The 22974-nt window shown below is 72.3% G+C and carries 24 protein-coding genes; 17 read left to right on the forward strand and 7 right to left on the reverse strand.

Annotated elements, in window-relative coordinates; translation table 11 throughout:
* The first annotated feature begins 58 nt into the window (after positions 1-58).
* From ACKTSN_RS02580 to ACKTSN_RS02590, 3 genes are all read left to right on the forward strand, one after another.
* Positions 59-1708 (forward strand): sensor histidine kinase, encoded by a 1650-nt coding sequence (locus tag ACKTSN_RS02580; protein ID WP_409474714.1) that lies wholly within the window; start codon positions 59-61, stop codon positions 1706-1708.
* Positions 1705-2418, forward strand: a complete 714-nt coding sequence (locus ACKTSN_RS02585) for a response regulator (protein WP_409467575.1) — start codon at positions 1705-1707, stop codon at positions 2416-2418. The genes ACKTSN_RS02580 and ACKTSN_RS02585 overlap by 4 nt, the downstream gene beginning before the upstream one ends.
* Before the next feature lie 99 nt (positions 2419-2517).
* Positions 2518-3081, forward strand: a complete 564-nt coding sequence (locus ACKTSN_RS02590; RefSeq protein ID WP_409474715.1) for a hemerythrin domain-containing protein — start codon at positions 2518-2520, stop codon at positions 3079-3081.
* A gap of 157 nt (positions 3082-3238) precedes the next feature.
* Here the strand turns inward: ACKTSN_RS02590 and ACKTSN_RS02595 are convergent, their stop codons facing one another.
* On the reverse strand, positions 3239-3766 hold the full coding sequence (locus tag ACKTSN_RS02595; protein ID WP_409467576.1) for a hypothetical protein: 528 nt from the start codon (positions 3764-3766) through the stop codon (positions 3239-3241).
* A 260-nt stretch (positions 3767-4026) separates the two neighbouring features.
* Here ACKTSN_RS02595 and ACKTSN_RS02600 point away from each other — a divergent pair, with 260 nt between their 5' ends.
* Positions 4027-5283, forward strand: coding sequence for a hypothetical protein (locus tag ACKTSN_RS02600; protein ID WP_409467577.1), 1257 nt, complete (start codon positions 4027-4029; stop codon positions 5281-5283).
* A 26-nt stretch (positions 5284-5309) separates the two neighbouring features.
* On the opposite strand, the gene ACKTSN_RS02605 is transcribed toward ACKTSN_RS02600, so the two are convergent.
* Positions 5310-5765 (reverse strand): flavodoxin family protein, encoded by a 456-nt coding sequence (locus tag ACKTSN_RS02605; protein WP_409467578.1) that lies wholly within the window; start codon positions 5763-5765, stop codon positions 5310-5312.
* Positions 5766-6162: 397 nt separating this feature from the next.
* Here ACKTSN_RS02605 and ACKTSN_RS02610 point away from each other — a divergent pair, with 397 nt between their 5' ends.
* Entirely contained in the window at positions 6163-7059 is an 897-nt protein-coding gene (locus ACKTSN_RS02610; RefSeq protein WP_409467579.1) for an arginase family protein, read from the forward strand.
* 29 nt (positions 7060-7088) lie between these two features.
* Here ACKTSN_RS02610 and ACKTSN_RS02615 read toward each other — a convergent pair whose 3' ends face one another.
* Positions 7089-7790, reverse strand: coding sequence for a type 1 glutamine amidotransferase domain-containing protein (locus tag ACKTSN_RS02615; RefSeq protein ID WP_409467580.1), 702 nt, complete (start codon positions 7788-7790; stop codon positions 7089-7091).
* Positions 7791-7925: 135 nt separating this feature from the next.
* Between ACKTSN_RS02615 and ACKTSN_RS02620 the strand changes: the two genes are divergently transcribed.
* Positions 7926-8489, forward strand: a complete 564-nt coding sequence (locus tag ACKTSN_RS02620) for a TetR/AcrR family transcriptional regulator (RefSeq protein WP_409467581.1) — start codon at positions 7926-7928, stop codon at positions 8487-8489.
* Between the two features lie 104 nt (positions 8490-8593).
* Positions 8594-9637 carry a medium chain dehydrogenase/reductase family protein gene (locus ACKTSN_RS02625; RefSeq protein WP_409467582.1) on the forward strand — a complete coding sequence of 348 codons (1044 nt, stop codon included), beginning with the start codon at positions 8594-8596 and terminating at the stop codon, positions 9635-9637.
* 3 nt (positions 9638-9640) lie between these two features.
* Here ACKTSN_RS02625 and ACKTSN_RS02630 read toward each other — a convergent pair whose 3' ends face one another.
* Positions 9641-10546 (reverse strand): LysR family transcriptional regulator, encoded by a 906-nt coding sequence (locus tag ACKTSN_RS02630; protein ID WP_409467583.1) that lies wholly within the window; start codon positions 10544-10546, stop codon positions 9641-9643.
* Between the two features lie 223 nt (positions 10547-10769).
* Between ACKTSN_RS02630 and ACKTSN_RS02635 the strand changes: the two genes are divergently transcribed.
* The 5 genes from ACKTSN_RS02635 to ACKTSN_RS02655 all read left to right on the forward strand — a co-directional run bounded on the left by ACKTSN_RS02635 (position 10770) and on the right by ACKTSN_RS02655 (position 15484).
* Positions 10770-12134 (forward strand): FAD-dependent oxidoreductase, encoded by a 1365-nt coding sequence (locus ACKTSN_RS02635; RefSeq protein WP_409467584.1) that lies wholly within the window; start codon positions 10770-10772, stop codon positions 12132-12134.
* A 139-nt stretch (positions 12135-12273) separates the two neighbouring features.
* Positions 12274-13275, forward strand: coding sequence for an NAD-dependent epimerase/dehydratase family protein (locus ACKTSN_RS02640; RefSeq protein ID WP_409467585.1), 1002 nt, complete (start codon positions 12274-12276; stop codon positions 13273-13275).
* Between the two features lie 81 nt (positions 13276-13356).
* Entirely contained in the window at positions 13357-14091 is a 735-nt protein-coding gene (locus ACKTSN_RS02645; RefSeq protein ID WP_409467586.1) for a glycosyltransferase family 2 protein, read from the forward strand.
* On the forward strand, positions 14088-14705 hold the full coding sequence (locus ACKTSN_RS02650) for a TIGR04282 family arsenosugar biosynthesis glycosyltransferase (RefSeq protein WP_409467587.1): 618 nt from the start codon (positions 14088-14090) through the stop codon (positions 14703-14705). Before ACKTSN_RS02645 ends, ACKTSN_RS02650 begins: the two co-directional genes overlap by 4 nt.
* On the forward strand, positions 14702-15484 hold the full coding sequence (locus ACKTSN_RS02655; RefSeq protein ID WP_409467588.1) for a class I SAM-dependent methyltransferase: 783 nt from the start codon (positions 14702-14704) through the stop codon (positions 15482-15484). Before ACKTSN_RS02650 ends, ACKTSN_RS02655 begins: the two co-directional genes overlap by 4 nt.
* A gap of 331 nt (positions 15485-15815) precedes the next feature.
* Here ACKTSN_RS02655 and ACKTSN_RS02660 read toward each other — a convergent pair whose 3' ends face one another.
* Positions 15816-17042 carry a molybdopterin-dependent oxidoreductase gene (locus ACKTSN_RS02660; RefSeq protein WP_409467589.1) on the reverse strand — a complete coding sequence of 409 codons (1227 nt, stop codon included), beginning with the start codon at positions 17040-17042 and terminating at the stop codon, positions 15816-15818.
* 113 nt (positions 17043-17155) lie between these two features.
* Here ACKTSN_RS02660 and ACKTSN_RS02665 point away from each other — a divergent pair, with 113 nt between their 5' ends.
* Positions 17156-18517 (forward strand): hypothetical protein, encoded by a 1362-nt coding sequence (locus ACKTSN_RS02665; protein WP_409467590.1) that lies wholly within the window; start codon positions 17156-17158, stop codon positions 18515-18517.
* A gap of 15 nt (positions 18518-18532) precedes the next feature.
* Here the strand turns inward: ACKTSN_RS02665 and ACKTSN_RS02670 are convergent, their stop codons facing one another.
* Complete coding sequence (locus ACKTSN_RS02670; protein WP_409474716.1) at positions 18533-19327, reverse strand: SDR family NAD(P)-dependent oxidoreductase; 795 nt, start codon at positions 19325-19327, stop codon at positions 18533-18535.
* Between the two features lie 187 nt (positions 19328-19514).
* Here ACKTSN_RS02670 and ACKTSN_RS02675 point away from each other — a divergent pair, with 187 nt between their 5' ends.
* From ACKTSN_RS02675 to tgmB, 4 genes are all read left to right on the forward strand, one after another.
* A complete protein-coding gene (locus tag ACKTSN_RS02675) occupies positions 19515-20645 on the forward strand; it encodes a hypothetical protein (RefSeq protein WP_409467591.1) in 1131 nt (376 codons plus the stop codon).
* 152 nt (positions 20646-20797) lie between these two features.
* Complete coding sequence (locus tag ACKTSN_RS02680) at positions 20798-21109, forward strand: hypothetical protein (protein WP_409467592.1); 312 nt, start codon at positions 20798-20800, stop codon at positions 21107-21109.
* A gap of 323 nt (positions 21110-21432) precedes the next feature.
* Positions 21433-21624 (forward strand): putative ATP-grasp-modified RiPP, encoded by a 192-nt coding sequence (gene tgmA / locus ACKTSN_RS02685; RefSeq protein WP_409467593.1) that lies wholly within the window; start codon positions 21433-21435, stop codon positions 21622-21624.
* Between the two features lie 16 nt (positions 21625-21640).
* Complete coding sequence (gene tgmB / locus ACKTSN_RS02690) at positions 21641-22624, forward strand: ATP-grasp ribosomal peptide maturase (RefSeq protein ID WP_409467594.1); 984 nt, start codon at positions 21641-21643, stop codon at positions 22622-22624.
* Between the two features lie 27 nt (positions 22625-22651).
* Here the strand turns inward: tgmB and ACKTSN_RS02695 are convergent, their stop codons facing one another.
* Complete coding sequence (locus tag ACKTSN_RS02695; RefSeq protein WP_409467595.1) at positions 22652-22894, reverse strand: DUF5133 domain-containing protein; 243 nt, start codon at positions 22892-22894, stop codon at positions 22652-22654.
* Positions 22895-22974: the final 80 nt, after the last annotated feature.

Below are 22974 nucleotides of genomic sequence, written 5' to 3' on the forward strand. Positions count from 1 at the left end.
ACGCCATGATGAGGCAGCCCCGTCCGTGAGCCCTCCGCTGTCAGAGATCGAGTCCGTCGTGGTCGCCACTTTCCGTCGCCAGACCCTTGCAGGCGAGATGCTGGTGCTTCAGCTCGCCATCGTCGTGGTGGTGCTGCTGGCGGTCGCCGCGGTCTCGCTCGCCCAGTCGGAGGCGACCTTCAACCGGGTCGAGGGTCGCCGGGTGAGCGCGCTGGCCGAGCAGTTGGCCGCCAATCCCCTGGTGCGCAGCCAGCTCGTGGCGCCGCTGCCGCGGGAGGCCCTGGCGCCACTGGTCAACTCCACGCAGTCCCAGTCCGGGGTGACCTCGGTGACGGTGGCCGACGCGGACGGCCGGATCGTCAGCTCCACGAATCCCACCGTGATCGGCGACGCGCTGCCGCTGGGCGAGGGCGCCGTCGCGGGGCGCGGCTGGTCCGGGGAGCTGGAGGTGGACGGCGTACGGGAACTCGTGGCGCAGGTGCCGGTGCTCGGGGCCGCGCGGGAGAACCTCGGGCGGCAGCTGGGCACGGTGATGATCGGCGAGGCCTCTCCGACGGTGTGGCAGCGGCTCAGCGGTGCCTCCTCCTATCTGCTCGCCTACCTGGGCGTCGCCAGCGGTCTCGGTCTGGCCGGCTCCCTGTTGCTGGCCCGGCGGGTCAAACGGCAGACCCTCGGCCTGGAGCCGCGCGAGATCACCGGACTGGCCGAGCATCGTGAGGCGATGCTGTACGGGATCGCCGAGGGCGTCATCGCCCTGGACCCGCAGCACCGGCTCACCCTGGTGAACGAGATGGGCCGGCGCCTGCTCGACCTGCCCGAGGACTGCGTGGGCCGGAGCCTGGCCGACCTGGGCGTCGAGGGGCGGCTGCGGGACGTGCTGGCCGGAGACCTTCAGGGCCCGGCCGACAAGCGCGACGAGGTCGTCATCCGGCACGACCGGGTCCTGGTGATGAACCGGATGACGGTGACCAAGGACGGCCGGCTCCTCGGCTCGGTCACCACGCTGCGGGACCGCACCGAACTGGCCCGGCTGGAGCGGGAGATCGGCTCCTTCCGCAGTTCCTCGGAGTTGCTGCGCGCGCAGGCGCACGAGTTCGCCAACCAGCTGCACACCATCTCCGGGCTGATCCAGATCGGGGAACAGGACGAGGTGGTGCGCTACATCCGCGCGCTGAACCAGCGCCGCCAGTCGCTGGACGTCACGCTCAGCCGCCGCGTACGCGACACGGCCGTGGCCGCCCTGCTCATGGCCAAGTTCTCCCAGGCCGCCGAACGCAAGGTCCGCCTGCGGATCTCGGACGACACCGCACTCGGCCGGCTCGCCCCGGAGGACGCCGCCGATGTGGCCACGGTGGTCGGCAATCTCGTCGACAACGCCGTGGACGCGGCCGCAGCGGGCGACGGCGGTGACCGCGGGGCCTGGGTCGAGGTCGAACTGCGGCAGGACGCCTCCACCGTCGAGATCGCGGTACGGGACTCCGGACCCGGTGTTGCGCCCGACCTCGCGCGGGAGGTGTTCTCGCACGGTTTCACCACCAAGGCCGCCCAGAAGGGCGAGCGCGGCATCGGCCTGGCGCTGACCCGGCTGGTCTGCGAGCGGCACGGCGGCGAGATCTCGGTGACCAACACCCCCGACGGTGCCCTGTTCACCGCACGCATGACCGTCAGCCACCTCACCGACGCGGTGGCGGAAGGAGCGGGCCGATGACCAGCACGACGGAACCGTCCGGTACGGGGGACGCGATCGACGTCCTCGTCGTCGACGACGACTTCATGGTGGCCCGGGTCCATCGCACCTTCGTCGAACGGGTCCCGCCGTTCCGGGTCGTCGGCGTCGCCAGCAGCGGCGAGCAGGCCATCGACGCCGTGGACGAACTGCGCCCCGACCTCGTGCTGCTCGACCTGTATTTGCCGGACATCTTCGGCCTGGACGTCATCCCACGGCTGCGCACCGCCGGCCACGACTGCGACGTCATGGTCATCAGCGCCGCGCGGGAGGCGGACACAGTGCGCGGCGCCGTACGGCACGGCGTGGTCGACTACCTCCTCAAGCCCTTCGAGTTCGAGGACCTGCGGGCCCGCCTGGAGCGCTACGTCGCCCAGCGCGGGCGCCTGCTGGCCACCGTCGTACGCGGTCAGGCCGATGTCGACCGGGTCCTGGCCGGGGCGAGCGCGCCGGCGCCGGCCGGCGGTGCGCTGCCCAAGGGGATGAGCGTCGAGACCGCCGACCTGGTCGAACGCGCCCTGCGCTCCGCCGACGGCACGCTCTCGGCCACCGAGTGCGCCTCCCTGACCGGCGTCTCCCGGGTGAGCGCGCGCCGTTATCTGGAGTACTTCCACACGACCGGCAACGCCGAGGTGTCGCTGCGGTACGGGGTGGCAGGGCGGCCCGAGCGGCGGTACAGCTGGCGGGCGTGAGGCGCGGACCGAGCGGGTTGGCCCCCCCGGGTGCAGGGCACTCGGAGGCCGTGGCGGGAGTCATCCGGAACCGCCGAAGCCACGCTGGAGGCGATGGACATGCCACATGAGGGAAACGTCATCGACGAGCTGGTGACCGATCACCGGGAGGTCGAGGAGCTCTTCGGCCAGATCGAGGGGCTGCCGCCCGGCGACAAGGACCGCAAGCTCCACGCCGACCAGGTCACGATGGAGCTGGTACGGCACTCGGTGGCCGAGGAGGCGTATCTCTACCCCGCGGTCCGGGAGCACGTACCCGACGGGGACGCCCTGGCCGACAAGGAGATCGAGGACCATTCCAGGGCCGAGCAGCTGATGAAGGACCTGGAGAGCTGCGAGGCAGACGATCCGGAGTTCAACCGCATCATCGGCCTGCTGATGAGCGAGATCCGCGCGCACGTGGCCGACGAGGAACAGAACCTGTTCCCCAAGCTGCGCGCCGCGTGTCCGCCGCAGGCGCTCGACGACCTGGGCGACAAGGTCCGCCAGGCGAAGATGCTGGCGCCGACCCGTCCGCATCCGATGGCCCCGGACAAGCCTCCGCTGAACAAGCTGCTGGCGCCGGGGGCCGGACTGGTCGACCGGGTACGTGACGCACTGACCGGACGCGGCAAGCCGGACTGACGACGCGGGTCGCCTCACAGGCGTCGTCATCACGGGGTGTGCGTCCGACGGTGCCCTGCTCCCGGCCGACCCACACACGGCCTCACCACCAGGGGCGGCTCAGACGCCGAGCTGCCTGCCCCGGCCGACCGCACAAGGCGTCACCGCCAGGCCGGCCTCAGGCGGTGAGTGCCTGTCCCGGTCCCAGGCGGTCCAGCAGGAGGGTCTGGTGAAGCTCGGCCACGGGCGCGAGTAGGTCGGGGTGTCGGAGAAGGGCCGCCGCCTGGCGGTCCTTCTCGTCGGGCGCGACCAGGCGCCGGAACTCGACCGGCGTGCCCGCGGTGTGTCCGCCGTCGGCGAGCGCGGCCACCGCAAGGCCGGCCAGCTCGGTGTCCGTGAGCAGGCAGGCCGCCCAGCTCGCCACGACCTCGTCCACCCAGGTCCGCCAGGCGTCGCCCGCCGGGTCCTCGCCCCCGTCCGTGTCCGCACCGGTGATCCAGTCGAGCCGCGCGGAGCCTCCGGGCCCGGCCATCCCGACCAGCGCGGCGTCCATCTGCGTCGGATACCGCAGCCACGCCGCGACGGTCACGGCCTGCCGTGCCTGCACCTCGCACAGAGCGGAGGCGAGGGCACCGCCGGACGCCGGGTAGGCGCCGGTCAGCCACTGGGTGGTCGCCGCGATGAGCGGGGAGAGGTCTACGAGCACTGCCGGGCCGTCCGAAGTGATTGCGAGCAGGGGTTCTGCAACGGTAGCCCGCGTCCAGGTCGGCACGACATGGCCTGGACCTCTTCGGCGGCGTGGCTTCGGCCACAGATCCGGCCACACAGGCATCCGACGACGGGGCGTCACACGGTCGCCGCACCCGAGTGGCGAGGCAGTCGACGGGCCCTTAGGAATGGGACGGAACAACGCGCGTCGCGCTTCGGCAGCGCAGGAGCGGCCGCCCCTCTCCCATGGAGCCCAGGATGACCACCCGCTCTTCACCATCCCAGTCGAATCAGCCCGCCATAGCCTTCACCGAGGCGATCCCCTCGGCGGCACCGCTGTCCGGAACCACCCCGGCAATCGGGCCGGCCTCTGCGTTCGGCCCGGCCTCGGCCGTCGGCCCGGGCCCCGAGGAGAGCACCGGGCCCGCCGGTCCCACACGGCCCTCCGACGCTGGCCCTCCCCGACTCCCCACGGCACCCCAGGCCGAGGAGGGCGACGTGGGCACAGGGGCGTACGGCGATCCGGTCCTCGACCTCGTCCGTGCCGCCGTCAGCGCTCGGCCGCTGGAGGAAGTCGTCCGGCTCGTCACGCTGATGGAGGAGTCACCCGAGTACGCACAGACGGTCGTCGCCGTTCTGAGGGCCGTCGCGGTGACCCGCTCGGTGGACGACGTCGCCCGGCTGGTCGCCGAACTGACCCGGCCGCCGCGTGAGGCCGACAGCGCGGACGAAACCATCCGCGCGGCGGTCGAGGGCCGGTGCGTCGAGGACGTCACACGTCTGATGGCGTTGCTGCACCAGACGCCGTTGGAGCCGCACTGCGGACAGGCAGCGGTGCGGGCGGCCGCCACGGGCCGGCCGGTCGAGGAACTCGTGGAGCTCATCGGACGGCTGGCCCAGCAACAGGTGCGGGAACCGTACGGGGTTCAGCCGGAGCAGATATCCGGGTCCGCCGCACAGGACGCGATGGCGAGCGCCGCCCTCGCGCCCGCCCCCGAGGTGTTCCCGGCGGCGGACGGCAAACTCACCCTCGGGCTTCGCGGAAGGCGAACCGTCCGAATACGGCGCGACCGTCCCCCTGCCCCGCCCAAGCGACCTGTCTTCTGGCCGAGTTGGCTGGCCGCTGCAGCCCTCGTCGTGTGCGGCGCCGCGTGCTTCCCGCTGCACCGTCAGGGCACGACCTCCAGCATCTACGTCGCCACACTCGGGGCGTCCGGCGCGTGCGTGGTGCTGGCCGTCCTGCTGGCTCTTCGGACCACGGTGCCGATGCTGATGGCGGGTGTGACCCTGCCTGCGACGCTGGCGGCGGCCGGGCTGCTCGAGGGCAGGATCCACTCGGCCGGGCTGTCCCGGGCCCTGCACATCACACTGGCGCCGCCCTGGAGCGCCGGCCTCACCGCGATGTGCGCGTCGCTGGCCTCGCTCGCCGCGCTGCTCCTGCTGTTGATGGTGCAGGTGGCGGACCGGTACCCGGCGCCGCGACCGGTGGCCGAGGCGAGTCGGGTCACGGAATGACCTGGCGGCTGACGGGTGGCCGATCGTCACGGCTCCATGAGTCCGGCGGCCACCGTCGCCCCCAGTTCCCAGCACGCCTGGATGTCGGCCCGGTCCGGCTCGCCCGTCACGGTCACCGCGTCGGCGGTACGCCGCCAGCCCAGGCCGGTCGTGATCGACTCGATGCCGCGCACCGCTCCGGTGACATCGCTGCCGCCGTGCACGTAGTAGCCGAAGGGCCTCCCCCGTGTCTCGTCGAGGCAGGGGTAGTAGACCTGGTCGAAGAAGTGCTTGAGGGCGCCGGACATGTAGCCGAGGTTCGCCGGTGTGCCCAGCAGATACCCGTCGGCGGACAGCACGTCGGACGCCGTCGCGGACAGTGCCGCCCGTCGCTCGACCCGGACGTTCTCGATCTCCGGGGTCGTCGCACCGGAGATGACGGCCTCGAGCATCGCCTGACAGTTGGGCGACGGCGTGTGATGCACGATCAGCAAGGTGGTCACGCCACCGAACCCTGCCGTGACCCCGGCTACGGCCGCAAGCCGCGCACGGCCCCGGGACTGCCGTAACCCCCGTTGTCACCACAGGTCATGGGTGGAACGATGCGCGACACCGGCCGCACGCGTGGCGAAGGGAAGCATCGTGACCGACGGGGACCACCGGCCGCGCGCGCTGCCGTGTTCGACGCGATCGGGGCTGCGTACGAGGCGGGCCTGAGGGTGCTCCGGCAGGACGAGGCGCTGTTCACTCCCGCTCACCCCGATGCCATGCCGGAGCCCCAGTTGTTCCTGTACTGCCGACGTGACGGGGAGGCCGGCTGACGCCGGTCGGCTGGGCGTGGGCCGCGTTCTGCGGGACGATGGGTGTGGGGCCGCCGTCCATCGGCGAAGGGGCTGTGACGTGCAGGAACTGGCGATCATCGAGGCGCCGTCCGTGCTGGGACTGCGGCCGACCGGCGTGCAGGAGCTGCCGGCGGCCCTGCTCGACGCCGGGCTGCTGGACCACCTCGGGGCGGTGCGGGCCGGCCGGGTCGAACCGCCGGCCTATGTCCCCGGACGGGATCCCGACACCGGAGTCATCAACAGCTCCGCAATCGCGGAGTACTCCGTCCGGCTCGCCGACGCGATCGCCGGTGTCCTCGACGCCGGCCGCTTCCCCGTCGTCCTCGGCGGCGACTGCAGCATCCTGCTCGGCGCGCTCCTCGCCCTCAAGCGGCGCGGACGCCCCGGGCTGCTGTTCCTCGACGGCCACAGCGACTTCTACCAGCCGGAAGCGGAACCGGTGGGCGAGGCGGCCTCGATGGACCTCGCCCTGGCCACGGGTCACGGGCCCCGGCCGCTCACCGACCTCGAAGGCCGCCGACCCCTGGTGCAGGACGAGGACGTCGTCGCCCTCGGCTTCCGCGACGCCGCCGAGGCCGCCGTGTTCGGAATGCAGCCGCTGCCGCCCGCGCTGCACGCGATCGACCTCGACGGCGTGCGTGCGGTGGGCGCTGCCACGGCCGCTCGCGAGGCCGTCGACCGGCTCACCGGCATACCGGGACCCGGCTACTGGATCCACCTCGACGTCGACGTCCTGGACGACGCGGTCATGCCTGCCGTCGACTACCGCCTGCCCGGCGGGCTGAGCTGGGCGGAGCTGGAGCAGGTGCTGCACACGGCCCTGGCCGACGAACGGGCCGCCGGACTCGACGTCACGATCTTCAACCCCCGCCTCGATCCCGACGGAAGCATCGCGGCCCGTCTGGCCCAGTGCCTGAACCGAGAGCTGTCGGCCCGAACGCCGGAGCAGGGCTGAACCGCGCCCGAGCGGGCGCGGCCCGGCGGTCAGTCGGCGAGGGTCTTCAGTACGGCCTCGGCCGTGGCCCTGCTGGACTGGGGGTTCTGACCGGTGATCAGGTTGCCGTCCTGCACCACCGTGTTGCTCCACGCGGGTCCGGCCTCGACCACGGCACCGCGCTCACGCAGCCTGCTCTCCACGTAGTAGGGCGTGTTGTCGCCCAGACCGCCCTGGCGCTCCTCCTCGTCGGTGAACGAGGTCAGGGTGCGGCCGGCGAACGTGAAGCCGCCGTCCGGCCGGTCGGCGCTGAGCAGCGCGGCCACGCCGTGGCACAGGGCCGCCACCGTCCGGCCCGAGGCGTCGGCCTCGTCGAGCAGCCGGCCGAGGTCGGCGTCCGTGGCGAGGTCGGCCATGGGGGCGTGGCCGCCGGGGATGTAGATCGCGTCGTAGTCGCCGGCCCGCACCTCGGCGAGGGAGAGCGGCGCGGACAGCTGCTCGGCGATGCCGTCGAGGTAGGCACGGAACCGCTGCGCGTCGGCCTCCGCCACCCCGCCGCGCTCGTCCAGGCTGAGGGCGTCGACCGTCGGCCGGTCGCCGCCCGGCGTGGCGATCGAAACCTCGGCACCGGCGGCGGTGAGCACCTCGTGGGAGGCGGCGACCTCCTCTGCCCAGTAACCGGTGGGGTGGGTGGAGCCGTCGGCCAGCTGCATGCTGTTCGCGCTCGAAATGACCATCAGAATCTTCGACATGCGGAACATGGTCCATCAGAGGACTTTAAACTGCACGCGAAAGGCATTAGGAAAGTTATGTCCTCCGTCTTGCCCCGAGAAAGATGAGTGACTAAGGGCGTTGACACCCCAAAGTGTGAGTGATTAAGTACTCACATGAAGACGGAACAGCGCCGACTCTCCACCGCCGAGGAACGCCGCGAGACGGTCCTGCGCACCGCCATCGGCGCGTTCGCGGCCCGCGGCTACTTCGGCACCACCACCACGGAAGTGGCCAAGGCGGCGGGCATCTCGCAGGCCTACGTCTACCGGCTCTTCCCGAACAAGGAGGCGTTGTTCACCGCGGTCGTCGAGCACTGCTTCGCCCAGGTGCGCGCAGCCCTCGAAGGCGGAGCGGCCGAGGCCCGCAGCAGCGCTCCCGAGGCCGTGCTCGAGTCGATGGGTGACGCCTACGCCCGCCTCATCAGCAACAACGACCTGCTGCTGGTGCAGCTGCACGCCCAGGCGGCGGCCATCTCCGAGCCCGCCGTCAGGGAGGCGGTCAGGGCCGGGTACGCCCGCGCGGTCGAGTACGTCCGTGGCGCGTCCGGTGGCAGCGAGGAGCAGATCCAGCAGTTCTTCGCCACCGGCATGCTCTGCCATCTGATCGTCTCCATCGACGCCGAGTCCGTCGACGCGCCCTGGACCCGCACCCTGGCGGCGGGCATCACGCACTACTGACCGACCCCGCCCGGGCGGCCGTCCGGTCTCTGCGGACCGACAGCCGCCCTTTCCCAGGCCTCACTAGTGAGTGGTTGACCACACATCTACAGAAGGAGCCAGTCATGCAAGCCACCGAAGTCGTCCTGCCCGGCGTCGGAGAACCCGAGAGCCTCGAAGTCCGTGTGCGCGAGCTGCCCCAGCCCGGCCCCGGCCAGGCCGTGGTCCGGATGGAAGCCAGCGGTGTGACCTTCGCCGAGCAGCAGATGCGACGCGGCAAGTACTACGACATGCCGAAGTTCCCCTTCGTGCCCGGCTACGACCTGGTCGGCGTCGTCGAGCAGCTGGGCCCGCCGGTGCCCGACCAGCCCGGGCTGTCCGTCGGGCAGCGGGTCGCCGCTCTCACCAAGACCGGCGGATGGGCCGACCACGTCCTGCTGGACGCGGCGGATCTGGTGCCGGTCCCCGACGGGGTGACCGCGGCGGAGGCCGAGACACTGGTCACCAACGGCGCGACCGCGTGGCGCATGCTCTACCGCACGGCGAAGGTCCGCCCGGGCGACACCATCGTGGTGCACGGGGCCAACGGCGGCGTCGGCAGCGTGCTGGTGCAGCTGGCCCGCAGCAACGGCATCACCGTCATCGGCACTGCCTCGGCCCGTAACCAGCAGGCCGTCGCCGGCATGGGTGCGCTCCCGGTGGACTACCGCGGCGACATCCCCGCCCGCGTCCGCGAGCTGGCGTCCGACGGCGTGGCCGCCGTCTTCGACCACGTGGGCGGCAAGGGCATCGAGGACTCCTGGCGGATGCTCGCCCCCGGCGGCACCCTCGTCTCCTACGGCAGTGCCTCGACCCGCGACCAGGCCGGCAACGGGACGATCACGGTTCTGAAGCTCGTCGCCCGGCTCGCGGTGTGGAACGCGCTGCCCAACGGCCGCAGCGCGCACTTCTTCAACCTGTGGGCCGGCAAGGCGCGGCATCCGCGGCAGTACCGGGCGGAGCTGCGCGAAGACCTCACGCAGATCTTCGACCTGCTCAGGTCCGGGGCGATCGAGGCCAGGATCGACCGGGTCTACCCGCTCCGGCAGGCGGCCGCCGCGCTGCGGCACGCCGAGTCCGGCACCGTCGTCGGCAAGGTCGTGCTCACCCCGGGCGGCGTGGCCGAGTAGCGGTCACAGGGTGTTCCACTGGCGCGCGGCCTGCTGGAGATGGTCGCGCAGCACGGTGACGGCGGGGCCCGCCGGAGCGCCCCGCCGTACCGCCAGGTACAGGGTGTTGAGCGGCGCCACCTCCGGGTGGTGCAGCTGCACGACCTCCCCGGCAGCGAGCGCCGGTGCGGCGATGTACCGCGGCAGCACGGAGATTCCGGCACCCGCGACCACTGCCGCGAGAACGGCCCTGAGATCGGCGACGACCATGGCCACGGGATTCGGCGGCCGCCGCCCGAACTCGCTGCGCCAGTAGCGGCGCACGATGGGCAGTTCCTCGGCGTACGCGACCAGCGGCAGATGCGCCAGTGCGGCCACCGGCTCCGTTCTCAGGCGGCCGGCGTCGATCGTGTGGGCCATCGCGGGCGGGGCGACCAGGACGAACTCCTCGTCCACGAGCGGAACCGCGAGCACCGCCGCACGAGAGGGCCGTACCGCCGAGACGACCAGGTCGAGCCGGTCGTTGACCAGCTGGGAGAGCAGGTCGTCGGCCAGCCCGAGGGTCACGTGGACAGTCACACCGCGGCGGGCCAGCCCGGCCAGCACCGGCAGCACGCGCAGCGTCATCACCTCGGCCGCTCCGCCGATCCGCACGGTGCCCCGCAGGGGCGGTTCGGCATCGGCCGGGTGCAGGGCCTCGCGCAGCCCGTCCACGTGCACGCCGATGCGGGACGCCAGCGCGGCTGCCCGCTGGGTCGGGGTGACGCCCTTGTGCGTACGGACGAACAGGGGCTCACCGATCTGCTCCTCGAGCCGGGCGAGCTGACCGGTGACGGCCGGCTGGGTCACCCCGAGCCGCTGAGCCGCCGCGGACAGCGATCCCGCCCGGTAGATCTCCAGGAACGTCGACAACAGATCAAGATGCGGCATGCCACCGCGGCTCTCCTTCACCACCACAGGCAGAAGCAAAACACTACGGTGGGTCGGCGCGGACCGGCGGCGCGGGGGCGCCTCGACGGCCCCCCGAGGAGACCTTATGAGACCCATAAGGTCAGCTTATGAGCTCATAGAACGGACCCGCGTACCAGGTTAGGCTTGCCTCAGCTTAGGCTTCCCCTCGAGTCGCACGTCACCGCTCGAAGGGAACCTGATCATGCCCCGCCCTCTGCGGGTAGCCATTGTCGGAGCCGGCCCCGCCGGGATCTACGCCGCCGACGCACTGCTCAAGTCCGACGTGGCCGCCGAACCCGGTGTGTCCATCGACCTCTTCGAGCGGATGCCCGCGCCGTTCGGTCTGATCCGTTACGGCGTCGCCCCCGACCACCCCAGAATCAAGGGCATCGTCACCGCCCTCCACCAGGTGCTCGACAAGCCGCAGATCCGTCTCTTCGGCAACGTCGACTACCCGACCGACATCAACCTGGACGACCTGCGCTCGTTCTACGATGCCGTGATCTTCTCCACCGGCGCCACAGCCGACCGGGCCCTGCCCATCCCGGGCATCGAGCTGGACGGCTCCTACGGCGCCGCGGACTTCGTCTCCTGGTACGACGGTCACCCGGACGTGCCGCGCACCTGGCCGCTTCAGGCGGAGAAGGTCGCCGTGCTGGGCGTCGGCAACGTGGCCCTCGACATCGCGCGCATCCTCGCCAAGACCGCGGACGAGCTGCTGCCCACCGAGATACCGGCGAACGTCTACGACGGCCTCAAGGCCAACCCGGCCAAGGAGATCCACGTCTTCGGCCGCCGCGGCCCGGCGCAGGCCAAGTTCAGCCCGATGGAACTGCGCGAGCTGAACCACTCCCCCAACATCGAGGTCATCGTCGATCCCGAGGACATCGACTACGACGAGGGCTCGATCGAGACGCGGCGCGGCAACAAGCAGGCCGACATGGTCGCCAAGACCCTGGAGAACTGGGCGATCCGCGACGTCGGCGACCGGCCGCACAAGCTCTTCCTGCACTTCTTCGAGTCGCCGACGGAGGTCCTGGGCGAGGACGGCAAGGTCGTCGGCCTGCGCACGGAGCGCACCGAGCTGGACGGCACCGGCAACGTCAAGGGCACCGGCAAGTTCACCGACTGGGATGTCACCGCGGTCTACCGCGCGGTCGGCTACCTGTCGGACAAGCTGCCCAAGCTGCCCTGGGACATCGACTCGGGCACGGTCCCGGACGAGGGCGGCCGGGTCATCGAGGAGAGCGGCTCGCATCTGCAGTCGGTGTACGTGACCGGCTGGATCCGGCGCGGCCCGGTCGGCCTCATCGGCCACACCAAGGGCGACGCCAACGAGACGGTGTCCAACCTCCTGGACGACTTCGCCAACAGCCGTCTGCACACCCCGTCGGCGCCGGCTCCCGAGGCCGTGGACGCGTTCCTCACGGAGCGCAATGTCCGCTTCACGACGTGGGAGGGCTGGCACAAGCTGGACGCCGCGGAGAAGGCCCTGGGCGAGCCGCAGGGCCGGGAGCGCGTGAAGATCGTCGAGCGTGAGGACATGCTGCGGGAGAGCGGCGCGTAAGCGCGCAGCGAACCTGGTGGTGAGGGGCCCGGCGCGATTGTGGCGCCGGGCCCCTCACGTCTGCTGTCGGCCTTACGGACCTGTGACGTGCCGGGCGCGGAGCGACTGGGCGGGGGTCCTGCCGACCTAGCGTGTGACCATGCGAGTACTGGTCACCGGCGGTGCCGGGTTCATCGGGTCCCATGTGGTCGAGGCACTGGCGGCGGGCGGGCACGAACCCGTCGTGTACGACGTGCGTACGGACCCCGGTTCGGACGTGCGGGACCTCGATGCGGTACGCCGCGCCCTGTCCGGTGTCGACGCCGTGAGCCATCAGGCCGCGATGGTCGGGCTGGGGTCCGGGTTCGCCGACGCCGTGGAGTACGTCTCGCGCAACGACCTCGGTACGGCCGTACTGCTGACGGCCATGGCCGACGCGGGCGTCCCGCGGATCGTCCTGGCGGGATCGATGGTGGTGTACGGCGAGGGACGGTACGACTGCGCCCGGCACGGAGTGGTGCGGCCCGGGCCCCGGGCGGTCGCCGATCTGACGGCGGGACGCTTCGAACCCCGGTGCCCCGCGTGCGGTGCGGAGTTGTCGCCCGGGCTGGTCGGCGAGGACGCGCCGGTCGATCCGCGCAATGTCTACGCGACGACGAAGCTCGCCCAGGAACATCTGGCGGCGGCGTGGGCGCGGGTCACGGGCGGGTCGGCGGTGTCCCTGCGGTACCACAACGTGTACGGGCCCCGGATGCCCCGCGACACGCCGTACGCCGGGGTCGCCGCCTTCTTCCGCTCGGCGCTCGCCCGGGGCGAGGCCCCGGGCGTGTTCGAGGACGGCCGCCAGCGGCGGGACTTCGTCCACGTCCGGGACGTGGCGGCGGCCAACGTGGCGGCGCTTCAGGCGGCTTGCCCGCCGGGCGCGCTCGTGGCGTACAACACCGGCAGCGGAGAACCGCACACGGTCGGGGAGATGGCGCGGGCGCTGGCCGCGGCGTACGGCGGGCCCGAGCCCGTGGTGACCGGGGAGTACCGGCTGGGGGACGTCCGCCACATCACCGCGGACTCCTCGCGACTGCGGTCCGAGCTCGGTTGGAAGCCCGAGGTCGGATTCGCGGACGGCATGCGGGAGTTCGCGCGGTCCGGGCTGCGCGGCCAGTGAGCGGCCCGCCCCGCGGCAGCGACCTGAGGTCCGCGTTTCGTAAGAAACAGAAGCCCGATATGCCCGTTTTCTCTTCGTAGGGTGAAAGCCGTGACGACCCCTCCCCCCTCACCGACCGTCGACGTGGTCCTCCCCTGCCTCGACGAGGCCGACGCACTGCCCTGGGTCCTGGAGCGCATCCCTGCCGGATGGCGTGCCCTCGTCGTGGACAACGGCTCCACCGACGGCTCGGCGGACCTCGCCCGCGCGCTCGGCGCGACCGTCGTCCACGAACCGCGGCGCGGGTTCGGGGCGGCGTGCCACGCGGGACTGACCGCCGCCGGTGCCGACATCGTGTGCTTCTGCGACTGCGACGCCTCGCTCGATCCCTCGCTCCTCGTCCCGTTCGTACGCGAGGTGCACGGCGGTGCGGCCGACCTGGTGCTGGGCCGGCGCCGGCCACAGGGCCGGGGCGCCTGGCCGGTGCACGCCCGGGCGGGAAACATCGCGCTGGCGCTGATGCTGCGCCGCCGCACGGGCCTGCGGCTGCACGACCTGGGCCCGCTGCGCGCCGCCCGGCGCGAGGCGCTGCTCGGCCTCCGGCTCACCGACCGGCGCAGCGGCTATCCGCTCCAGATGGTGGTGCGCGCCGCCGACGCGGGCTGGCGCATCGCCGAGCACGACGTGCCCTATCTGCCCCGCACCGGGGAGTCCAAGGTCACGGGCACCTGGCGGGGCACCTGGCAGGCGGTACGGGACATGCGCCGCGTCCTGGCCGAACCCCCCGCGACACAGGGGCGCACCACCCCGTCCACGCAGGGAGGGAGCGCCCGTTGACCACGCTGCTCGTCATCGCCAAGGAGCCGCGGCCCGGACGGGTCAAGACGCGGCTGACGCCCCCGTTCACCCCCGCTCAGGCGGCCGTGCTGGCCGAGGCGGCCCTGGTGGACACCCTGCGTGCGGTGGCCTCCGCGCCGGCCCGGCGGCGGGTCCTGGTGCTCGACGGGACCCCCGGCGCCTGGCTGCCGTCCGGCTTCGACGTCGTACCGCAGTGTGCGGGCGGGCTGGACGAGCGGCTCGCGGACGCCTTCGCCGGGTGCGAGGGCCCTGCCCTGCTGATCGGGATGGATACGCCACAGGTGACGCCGCAGCTGCTGACCGTGGACTTCGCCGACAGCGACGCGTACTTCGGTCCGGCGGAGGACGGGGGCTTCTGGGCGCTCGGCCTCGCCGAGCCGGCCCCGGAGCTGCTGCGCGGTGTCCCGATGTCGACGTCGGCCACCGGCGCCGTACAGCGCGACCGGCTCGTCGCCGCCGGGCTCCGGGTGCGGGATCTGCCCCTGCTGCGGGACGTCGACACGGCAGCCGACGCCGAAGCGGTGGCCGCGCTGGCGCCGCACGGCCGGTTCGCCGCGGAGCTGGCCCGACTGCATGCGGCCACCGGCCGATGACCGCCCCGTACGAGATCGCCCGGCCCGACGACACCGAACAGCCCGCCTTGCTCCCCTGGTCGGCCGATCCTTATGTGCACGCCCTGCGCACCGGCCGCGGACCGCTGTTCCTGCGCCGCACCGACGGCTGGCTGCTCCCGCTGGACGTGGAGCGGTGGTGTGCGCGCCCGGACGACGCGGATCTGACCGTCCTGGACCGCTGCGAGGGTGCCGTGCTGGACGTGGGCTGCGGCCCGGGCCGGCTGGTCGCGGAACTCGCCGCCCGGGGCCGGACCGCGCTCGGCATCGACGTCAGCGAGGCCGCGGTCGCGCACACCGCGCGGCTGGGCGGCCGGGCCCTGCGGCGGTCGGTCTTCCAGCCGCTGCCCTCGGAGCGGCGCTGGGGTACCGCGCTGCTGATGGACGGCAACGTCGGCATCGGCGGCGACCCGCCCGCGCTGCTGGACCGGGTGTCCCGGCTCCTCGCCCCGGGCGGTCTGGTGATCGCCGAGACGGTTCCCGCGGACGTGGACGAGCGGGTCCAGGTCCATGTCACCGACGGGCGGGGCACCGTCGGCGTCCCCTTCCCGTGGGCCCGGCTGGGCACCCCGGCCCTGCTGCGGTACGCCCGCGCGCTGCGGCTCGACGTGGAGGGTCAGTGGGCGGCCGGCGGACGCTGCTTCGTCGCCCTGCGCAGCCGGAGCACCAGCAGCAGTGCCGAACCGCCGAACAGAACGGCGGTGATCAGCAGCCAGCGGGCCAGGAAGCCGTCCGCCGACAGCCCGGAGACCAGCCGGTAACGCTCGTCGACCCGACCGCTGATCAGCGGGAACCACACCAGCAACAGCATCCCGGACAGGGCGGCCGGGACACGGACGTACGGGATCCACTCCCGGCGCCGCATCGCGCCGAGCGCGCCGGTGACCGCCCGGTCCGCGGCCGCGTACAGCGGCAGGAGCAGCAGGTCGTGGACGAGGGCCGCGCCCACGAACCACAGCGCCACCCGCAACCAGTCGCCCGCGAGCAGCCGCACACCCGCGTATCCGGCGAGCGCGAACGAAGCGGCGAGCAGCAGCAGTTGCAGCGGGCTGCCGAGGTCGAGGTGCGGGCGGACGAGGGTGGGGCGGCGCATCACAGGTCTCCGAACGTCAGCCGTGCCACCCACTTGGTGTTCAGCACGCCCGGCGCGGCGGGCACGATGATCCGGGCCGGGTAGCCGTGGTCGAGGGTCAGCGGCTCGCCGTTGACGTCCAGGGCGAGCAGGGAGCGCGGGTCGGCCACCTGGTTGGCGCGCATCGCGGCCCGGCGGAAGGCGCCGTGCCGTTGGAGGGACTCCACCAGCACGTCGGTCGGCTCGTCGTGGCCGACGAGGGCCGCGAGGTCCCGCAGCCGTACGCCGCGCCACCACTGGTCGGAGGTCGACCAGCCCTCCACACAGGCGATCGGCAGCGCGGCGCTGTGCAGCGGGAGACCCAGCAGCTCGCCCCGGCTCAGCCGGACGACGCCGGAGCGGCCGGTGACGACCAGCCGCCACGCCTCGTCACCCGTCTCCCGGCGATCGATTCCGGCGTACGCGGCCGTCTTGTTGATCTGGAAGCCCCCGGGGCCGCTGCCCGGTTGGGGTCCCCCGCGCGGTGCGAGGACGGCGGTCTCGCGCAGCGGCCCGTCGAAGCTGCGGCCCGCCGTCGTCGCGAACATCAGCAGCGAGGCTCCTCCGACCAGACCGAAGGCGCCACGGCGGGTCACGGTCGGCTCGGCCGGCCGCGGGGACACCAGATCGCCCTCCTCCGCGCGCAGCCGGCGCAGATTGCGCACGGCCGTGGGGAGCTTCAGGGCGGCGTGCACGACGAACGCGGCGAAGAACACCCAGGCGCCGTAGAAGTGCAGCGTGTAGAACGAGCCGGGGAAGACGTAGTCCACCTGGACGTTGAGCACGCCGGTCGTGAACTGGAACAGGGCGCCCCCGACCAGCAGGATCAGCGAGATCCGCTCCAGTGCGTGCGCCACCGAACGGGCCGGCGGCAGCGCGAACAGCCTGGGCACGACCGACCACAGCTTGGCGAGCAGGACGGGGATGAGGGTGAGCCCCAGGGTGACGTGGACGCCCTGGGTGAGCCGGTACAGCCAGGGCGGGTCTGTCGGCCAGGAGAAGAGGTAGAAACCGAGGATCCCCTTGTCCGGCGTCTGGTCGTTGACCGGCGACAGGTCGGGGTTGTAGGCGGCGTACGACAGCAGGCCGGTCACGAACAGCAGGGTGATGCCGACCAGCAGCACGACGCCGAAGACGGCGGTGAACCGGGGGCCGCGCAGGGGGCTGCGCCAGAAGCCGGGCGACGAGGGAAGCCGTTGGTCGCGCATGATTCGACGGTAGGTCGCGGCCCGCCCGAAGACACCGCGCAACCCATGACGAAACGCTGACATCAGGGCGCAGGACGCCCTGGTGGGTGCGTCGGCGGCCTAGCGTCCTGCGTGTGATCCGCTCTCCTCTCCGTGACCTGGGAGCCGCCCTGGCCGCTGTCCTGCTCGTCGTCGCGGCGATCCTGATCGGCCGCCACATCGAGGACACCGACGGCACGCTGTTCGTCAACTGGCCTCCGCTGCTCGCCTTCTGGGGCCCGCACGTGGGCCCGGGCACCCCGGCCGCGGTCGTGGTGGCGATCGCCGTGGTGGCGTACGGGCCGGGGCTCGCCGCGCGGCTGCCGTGGCGTGCGCTCCTGGCCGTGACCTGCGGCACCGCCATGGCCTGGACCTGGTCGCTGGCCCTGATCGACGGCTGGCACCGGGGTGTCGCGCAGCGGCTCACCACGCGGTACGAGTATCTCCAGGTCATCGACCGCTTCCAGGACATCCCCGCCACTGTGCGGGACTTCACCGAGTACATCGTGATCCAGGGCCCCGACCACTGGCCCGCGCACATCGCCGGGCACCCTCCGGCGGCCACGCTCACCTTCGTCCTGCTCGACCGGATCGGCCTCGGCGGCGGGGCCTGGGCCGGGGTCTGGTGCATCACCGTCGGGGCCACGGCGGTGACGGCCGTGCTGGTGACGGTGCGGGTGCTGACCGGGGAGGAGCTGGCGCGGCGGGCGGCGCCGTTTGTGGTGCTGGCGCCGGGCGCGGTGTGGATGGGCACGTCGGCCGACGGGTACTTCACCGCGGTCGCCGCCTGGTCGGTGGCGCTGCTGGCGCTTGCGGTGACGAGGCGGCCGGGGGCTCGGTCGCGGATCGCGGCGGGCGGGGCGGGACTGCTGTTCGGGCTGACCTGCTATCTGTCGTACGGGCTCACACTGATCGGGATCATCGGTCTGGGGGTGCTCGTCCTCGGCCGGAACCGGCGCGCGGTACTGCTGCCGCTCCTGGCCGGGCTGGCCGTGTTCCCGCTGGTCTTCACCCTTGCGGGGTTCAACTACTGGGAGGCGTACCACCTGCTGGTCGAGCGCTACAACCAGGGTGCCGGGGGCGTACGGCCGTACGGGTACTGGGTGTGGGCCAACCCGGCGTGCACCGTCCTCGTCGTGGGCCTCGCGACGGTGGCGGGGCTGTCACGGGCGGGCGGCACGCTCGTCGGGCAGCGCCGCCGTCTGCTGAGCCGGCCGGGTGACGCGGAGGAGCCGGTCGCCGAGGGTCGCCTGGCGGTGCTTCTGCTCGGCGCCTTTCTCGCCCTGCTCGCCGCCGACCTTTCCGGGATGAGCAAGGCGGAGACGGAGCGTATCTGGCTGCCCTTCGCCCTCTGGCTCCTCGCCGCCTGCGCGTTCCTGCCCCGCCCCCGCATCTGGCTGGCGGCCCAGGCCGTGGTCGCGTTGCTCGTCAACCACCTGCTGTGGACCGGCTGGTGAGCGGCCTGTCCGTGTCTACGGCAGGATCGAGTCGACGTATCCTCCGTCGACACGCACGGCGGCACCGGTCGTGGCGGACGCCAGCGGGGAGCTCAGATACACCACGAGGTTCGCGATCTCCTCGGGCTCGATGAGGCGCTGGAGCAGTGACTGCGGGCGGTGGTCCCGCATGAACGCGCGCTGCGCCTCCTCCCAGGGCAGGTCGCGGTCCACCAGCTGGTAGACGAAGTCCTCGACGCCCTCGGTGTGGGTGGGACCGGCGATGACGGAGTTCACCGTGACACCGCTGCCGGCCGCCTCCTTCGCGAAACCGCGGCTCACCGCGAGCAGGGCGGTCTTCGACATCCCGTAGTGGATCATCTCGGCGGGGATCACGACGGCCGAGTCGCTCGCGATGTTCAGCACCCGGCCCCACCCCTGCCGCATCATCCGTGGGAGGTACGAGCGGGTCAGCCGGACACCCGACAGCACGTTGATCTCGAAGTAGCGGCGCCACTCGTCGTCGGTGATGTCCAGGGCTGGCGTCGACCCGAAGATGCCGAGGTTGTTGACCAGGATGTCCACGTCGGGCAGCGTCTCCACCGCACGCGCGGCGCCCGCCTCGGTGCCCAGGTCCGCCGCGACGGGCACGAAGTCTCCCTCCGGCGCCTCGGCCCGCAGTTTCTCGATGCTCCGTTCGAGGCGTTCGGCGTTGCGTCCGTTGACGCCCACGCGCGCTCCGGCGCGGGCCAGTCCCACGGCGATCGCCGCTCCGATGCCCTGGGAGGAGCCGGTCACCAGCGCGGTTCGCCCACCGAGGTCCACGTTCACGGGCCACTCCTTGTCGCAGTACGGTCGGCCGATGTCCTCCTGCCCACGATCGCCGACGACGCACCCGGCCGCAGGCGGACGGCCGCCGTCCTCGACACGGCCGTTCCTGGTGACCCCCGGGATGATCCCGGCCACCTGCAGCGACGATACTGGCAGTCGCACCACGCCCCCGTTCACAGATGGACCCATGCCCTCCACCACCGTCCGCCCCATGACTCCCCCCACGGTCTGGCTGGCTCGCGGCCGCCACGTCGGCCCCGCCGCGGAAGACGTCCTCCGACCCAACCTCCAGCACCTCAAGGATCGCGGCGTCATCCGCGACCATCTGGAGCTGCCCGAGCCCGAGGGCACCCTCGAACGCGTCTTCGAGGCCCGCTGGGAGGTGGACGGGACGGTGACCGTGCGGGCCAGGCTGGCCCTCGCCCACGGCTCGGCCGCCGGGCAGGAGTGGGTGCTGGCGGCGGAGGCGGAGCGTCCGTGGGACCTGCGGTGGCCGTCCCCCACGACCATGTTCTGGCCGGACGATCCCGACGCCGCCTGGGACCACGAGGCCGACGCCGATCTGCGCCTGCGGGACATCAACCCGCTGCCCCCGGACGACAAGGACCTGCGGCGCGTGCTCAGGGCAGCCGCGCGCAGCGCGTGGTCGGTCCACGTCGTCGTCCACGAGGCCATGACGCCCGACGCGCTGGGACGTCTGCCGCTGGCCCGGCTGCTGCCGCCGGGTCTGCGGCACCGTGTGGTGGAGCACCGCGCCGCGCCGCACCAGCTGCGGGCCGTGAACTGGGCCCTGCGCGAGTTCGGTGTGCAGGTGCCGCGCGGCGGAGCCGTGGTGCTGCCCGGCTCGCCGGCCCCGGACGACTACGACAGCGACGCCTGCTCCGTGCGCAGCGTCTTCCTGGACGGCAGCGAACCGAGCGAGCTCATCGACGCGCTGACCCGTTACGTCGCCTCGCCGCGGCCGCTGCCGGAGGGTGCCGACGGCGTCCTCACCGCGCTGCGGGAGGACTGGCACCTGCTGACCCTGGAGGAGGAGCTCGCCCGCGAGCGGGCGCTGGTGGCCATGTACGCCGAGGCCCTGGAGGCGATGACCAGGTCCCGGGACCTGTACCGGGAGGCCGCCGAGCGGGCCCACGAGGCGCTGGCCGTGTACCGTGAGTCGTCCGCCGCGCTGCCGGAACCGCCGCAGGAGGTGTCCTCCGGTTCCCCGCTCCAGCAGTTGACGCGCTCTTTCGGACGTTTCAAGGCGACCGCGAAGTTCCGGCGTCCGGCGTCGTCCGCGGAATCAGACGGTGCCGAGGGCGGTTCTGACGGCTGAGGAGCAGTCACAGGCTCACTCCGGTCACCGGCATAGTCGTACGGGGTGTGCCGATAGGTCACAAACGGCATAACGGAGGCAATATCAGGGCGGAATCCGGGAATTCAAGGAAGGGCGCGTCCACCGGCGGCGCACCGGACCGAGGAGGGCCCGTGGATTCCACCACAGCAGTGCTCGCCGTCATCGCCGTGATCCTCGCCGTCGTGCTCGCCGCGGCCGTCGGGCTGCTGGTGCGGCTGGTCCGGGCCCGGCGCGGACTGCGGCGCGCCGGGCTGCCGACCGGGCCGCCCTGGGTGTTCTGGGGGGCCGTCCTGTACTTCGTGCTCCCGGCCGACCTGCTGCCCGATCCGGTGTACCTCGACGACGTCGGCGCACTGCTCCTGGCCCTGCGCACACTGCGCACGCCCGTGACCGCACGAGACCACCGCACCGTCCCGGCACGACGCCCGGTCGACCCCGCCTGACCTCCAACTGCCCGCGTTCCACGACAGATCCACGCCCCGTTGCGGCCGCTCAGGGCGACGCCTGGCCCGCGCCCGCCGTCACCCCCATGTGCTCCCCCGGCCGCCCGAGGTGCGCCGTGCCGTGCATCACGACCAGTCAACCGGAAGGCGCCGTCCTCCGTCTCAGGTTCAGAGCGGCCAACTCGCCCGCCACTACGGAGCGTAAGGAAACCAATCACCCGTTCGATTCGTATAAGTCCATGGAAAGCCCCGGAGATCCACGGGCCAAGCGACGACACGGCAGGCCGACGCCTGGCCGAGGCAGCACCGAAGAGGGAGAGACGATGCAACCGTTCGCGCTCAACTACGCACGCCCGACGGCGGAGTTGGAGGTCGCCACTCCGTACGCCTACGATCCCGGCCTGCAGTTGAACGTGCTGTTCGACGGCCGGATCGCCGCCACCGATCTCGCGTTGCTCAGAGAGCTGGGGACCACGACGTCCACCGCGGGCTCGAAGACGCACTTCGACGACTGAACACGGACCGTCGACGATGACCGTACTGATCCTGACCGGTGACCAGGATGTGACGGCGGACATGGTGGTCGTCCACCTGAACGCGTCCGGAGTCCCGGTGGTCCGCCTCGATCCCGCCGACCTGACCGGCGGCGCCGCACTGTCGGGCGAGTATGTGCACGGTGCCTTCCGCGGGCATCTGTGGTCCGCGGGCCGGCTGGTGAGCATGGACGGGCTGCGGTCCGTGTGGGTGCGCCGGCCGGGAACTCCCGCCACGCGGGTGGCCGAGCCGTCCGCGTGGCTCACCGAGGAGTCCTCGCAGGCGCTGTACGGCATGCTGCGCAGTTCCACCGCCCGCTGGATGAACCATCCGGACGCGGCCCGCCGCGCCCGGTACAAGCCCTGGCAGCTCCGCCTCGCCCAGCGCAGCGGACTGCCCGTGCCGGCCACACTGATCACGACCTTCCCGCAGGCCGCCCGGGATTTCGCCGAACGCTTCCCCGACCTCGTCGTCAAACCCGTCTCCGGCGCGCATCCTCAGGAGCCGCCGAGGGCGGTGCCGACCAGCCGAGTGGCACCGGACACCGACTTCGCCGCGGTCGCCTTCGGCCCGACCCTGCTGCAACGGCGGATCGCCAAGCGGGCCGACATCCGGCTCACCGTGGTCGGCGAGCGGATGCTGGCCGCCCGCAAGGCGACCGCCCCCGACGCCGCCCCGGACGAGGTCGACGTCCGCTTCGCCACGGACGACCGGCCCTGGCGCCCCTCCGACGTCCCCGCACGGATCGTGGACGGCGTCCGTACATACCTCCGGGACGCGGAACTGTCCTACGGCGCCTTCGACTTCGTGGAGGACACCGACGGGACGTGGTGGTTCCTGGAGTGCAACCAGTCCGGACAGTTCGGCTTCGTGGAGGTGGACACGGGCCAGCCGATCGCCCGCACCATCGCGGAGTGGCTGGCCCGGCCCGCCGCGGACCGGCCGAACCGGGTCAACGGCACGGGCACCAGGGTTCCTTGACCGCTACGAGCGACCCCGCGGACGGCGTCACCCGGCCAGCGACAGACCGCTCTCCCCGTCCGGGTCCGGCGCGTTCCCGCCGGCCAGCAGGGCGTCCGCCCGGGCGATCGCCTCGTGGATGCCGGTCGTGCCCGTCAGGACGCACAGGGTGTGACTGACGTCCGCCAACTCCCGTGCCCTCGTCGGCGTCTCCCTCTCCGCCTGAGCGATGCGCAGCGATGCGTACCTGGTCAGCAGCCTCCTGACGACCTTCGGGTCCGGAACAAGCACGGGGCGCCCCTCTCTCGACTTTTGCGCACCGTATGCCCGGACGGAGCCGGACCATTCGTCTTCTTGGGTGCCCGGCACCC

The organism is Streptomyces flavusporus, assembly GCF_046267975.1.
Classification (GTDB): domain Bacteria; phylum Actinomycetota; class Actinomycetes; order Streptomycetales; family Streptomycetaceae; genus Streptomyces; species Streptomyces flavusporus.

Excerpts from the sequence above, each read along its gene's own strand:
- ACKTSN_RS02640 (WP_409467585.1), top strand. The coding sequence starts at position 12,274 with ATGCGAGTACTGGTCACCGGCGGTGCCGGGTTCATCGGGTCCCATGTG.
- ACKTSN_RS02675 (WP_409467591.1), top strand. The coding sequence starts at position 19,515 with ATGCCCTCCACCACCGTCCGCCCCATGACTCCCCCCACGGTCTGGCTG.
- ACKTSN_RS02585 (WP_409467575.1), top strand. The coding sequence starts at position 1,705 with ATGACCAGCACGACGGAACCGTCCGGTACGGGGGACGCGATCGACGTC.
- ACKTSN_RS02590 (WP_409474715.1), top strand. The coding sequence starts at position 2,518 with ATGCCACATGAGGGAAACGTCATCGACGAGCTGGTGACCGATCACCGG.
- ACKTSN_RS02635 (WP_409467584.1), top strand. The coding sequence starts at position 10,770 with ATGCCCCGCCCTCTGCGGGTAGCCATTGTCGGAGCCGGCCCCGCCGGG.
- ACKTSN_RS02655 (WP_409467588.1), top strand. The coding sequence starts at position 14,702 with ATGACCGCCCCGTACGAGATCGCCCGGCCCGACGACACCGAACAGCCC.
- ACKTSN_RS02600 (WP_409467577.1), top strand. The coding sequence starts at position 4,027 with ATGACCACCCGCTCTTCACCATCCCAGTCGAATCAGCCCGCCATAGCC.
- tgmB (WP_409467594.1), top strand. The coding sequence starts at position 21,641 with ATGACCGTACTGATCCTGACCGGTGACCAGGATGTGACGGCGGACATG.
- tgmA (WP_409467593.1), top strand. The coding sequence starts at position 21,433 with ATGCAACCGTTCGCGCTCAACTACGCACGCCCGACGGCGGAGTTGGAG.
- ACKTSN_RS02630 (WP_409467583.1), bottom strand. The coding sequence starts at position 10,546 with ATGCCGCATCTTGATCTGTTGTCGACGTTCCTGGAGATCTACCGGGCG.
- ACKTSN_RS02615 (WP_409467580.1), bottom strand. The coding sequence starts at position 7,790 with ATGTCGAAGATTCTGATGGTCATTTCGAGCGCGAACAGCATGCAGCTG.
- ACKTSN_RS02620 (WP_409467581.1), top strand. The coding sequence starts at position 7,926 with ATGAAGACGGAACAGCGCCGACTCTCCACCGCCGAGGAACGCCGCGAG.
- ACKTSN_RS02625 (WP_409467582.1), top strand. The coding sequence starts at position 8,594 with ATGCAAGCCACCGAAGTCGTCCTGCCCGGCGTCGGAGAACCCGAGAGC.
- ACKTSN_RS02660 (WP_409467589.1), bottom strand. The coding sequence starts at position 17,042 with ATGCGCGACCAACGGCTTCCCTCGTCGCCCGGCTTCTGGCGCAGCCCC.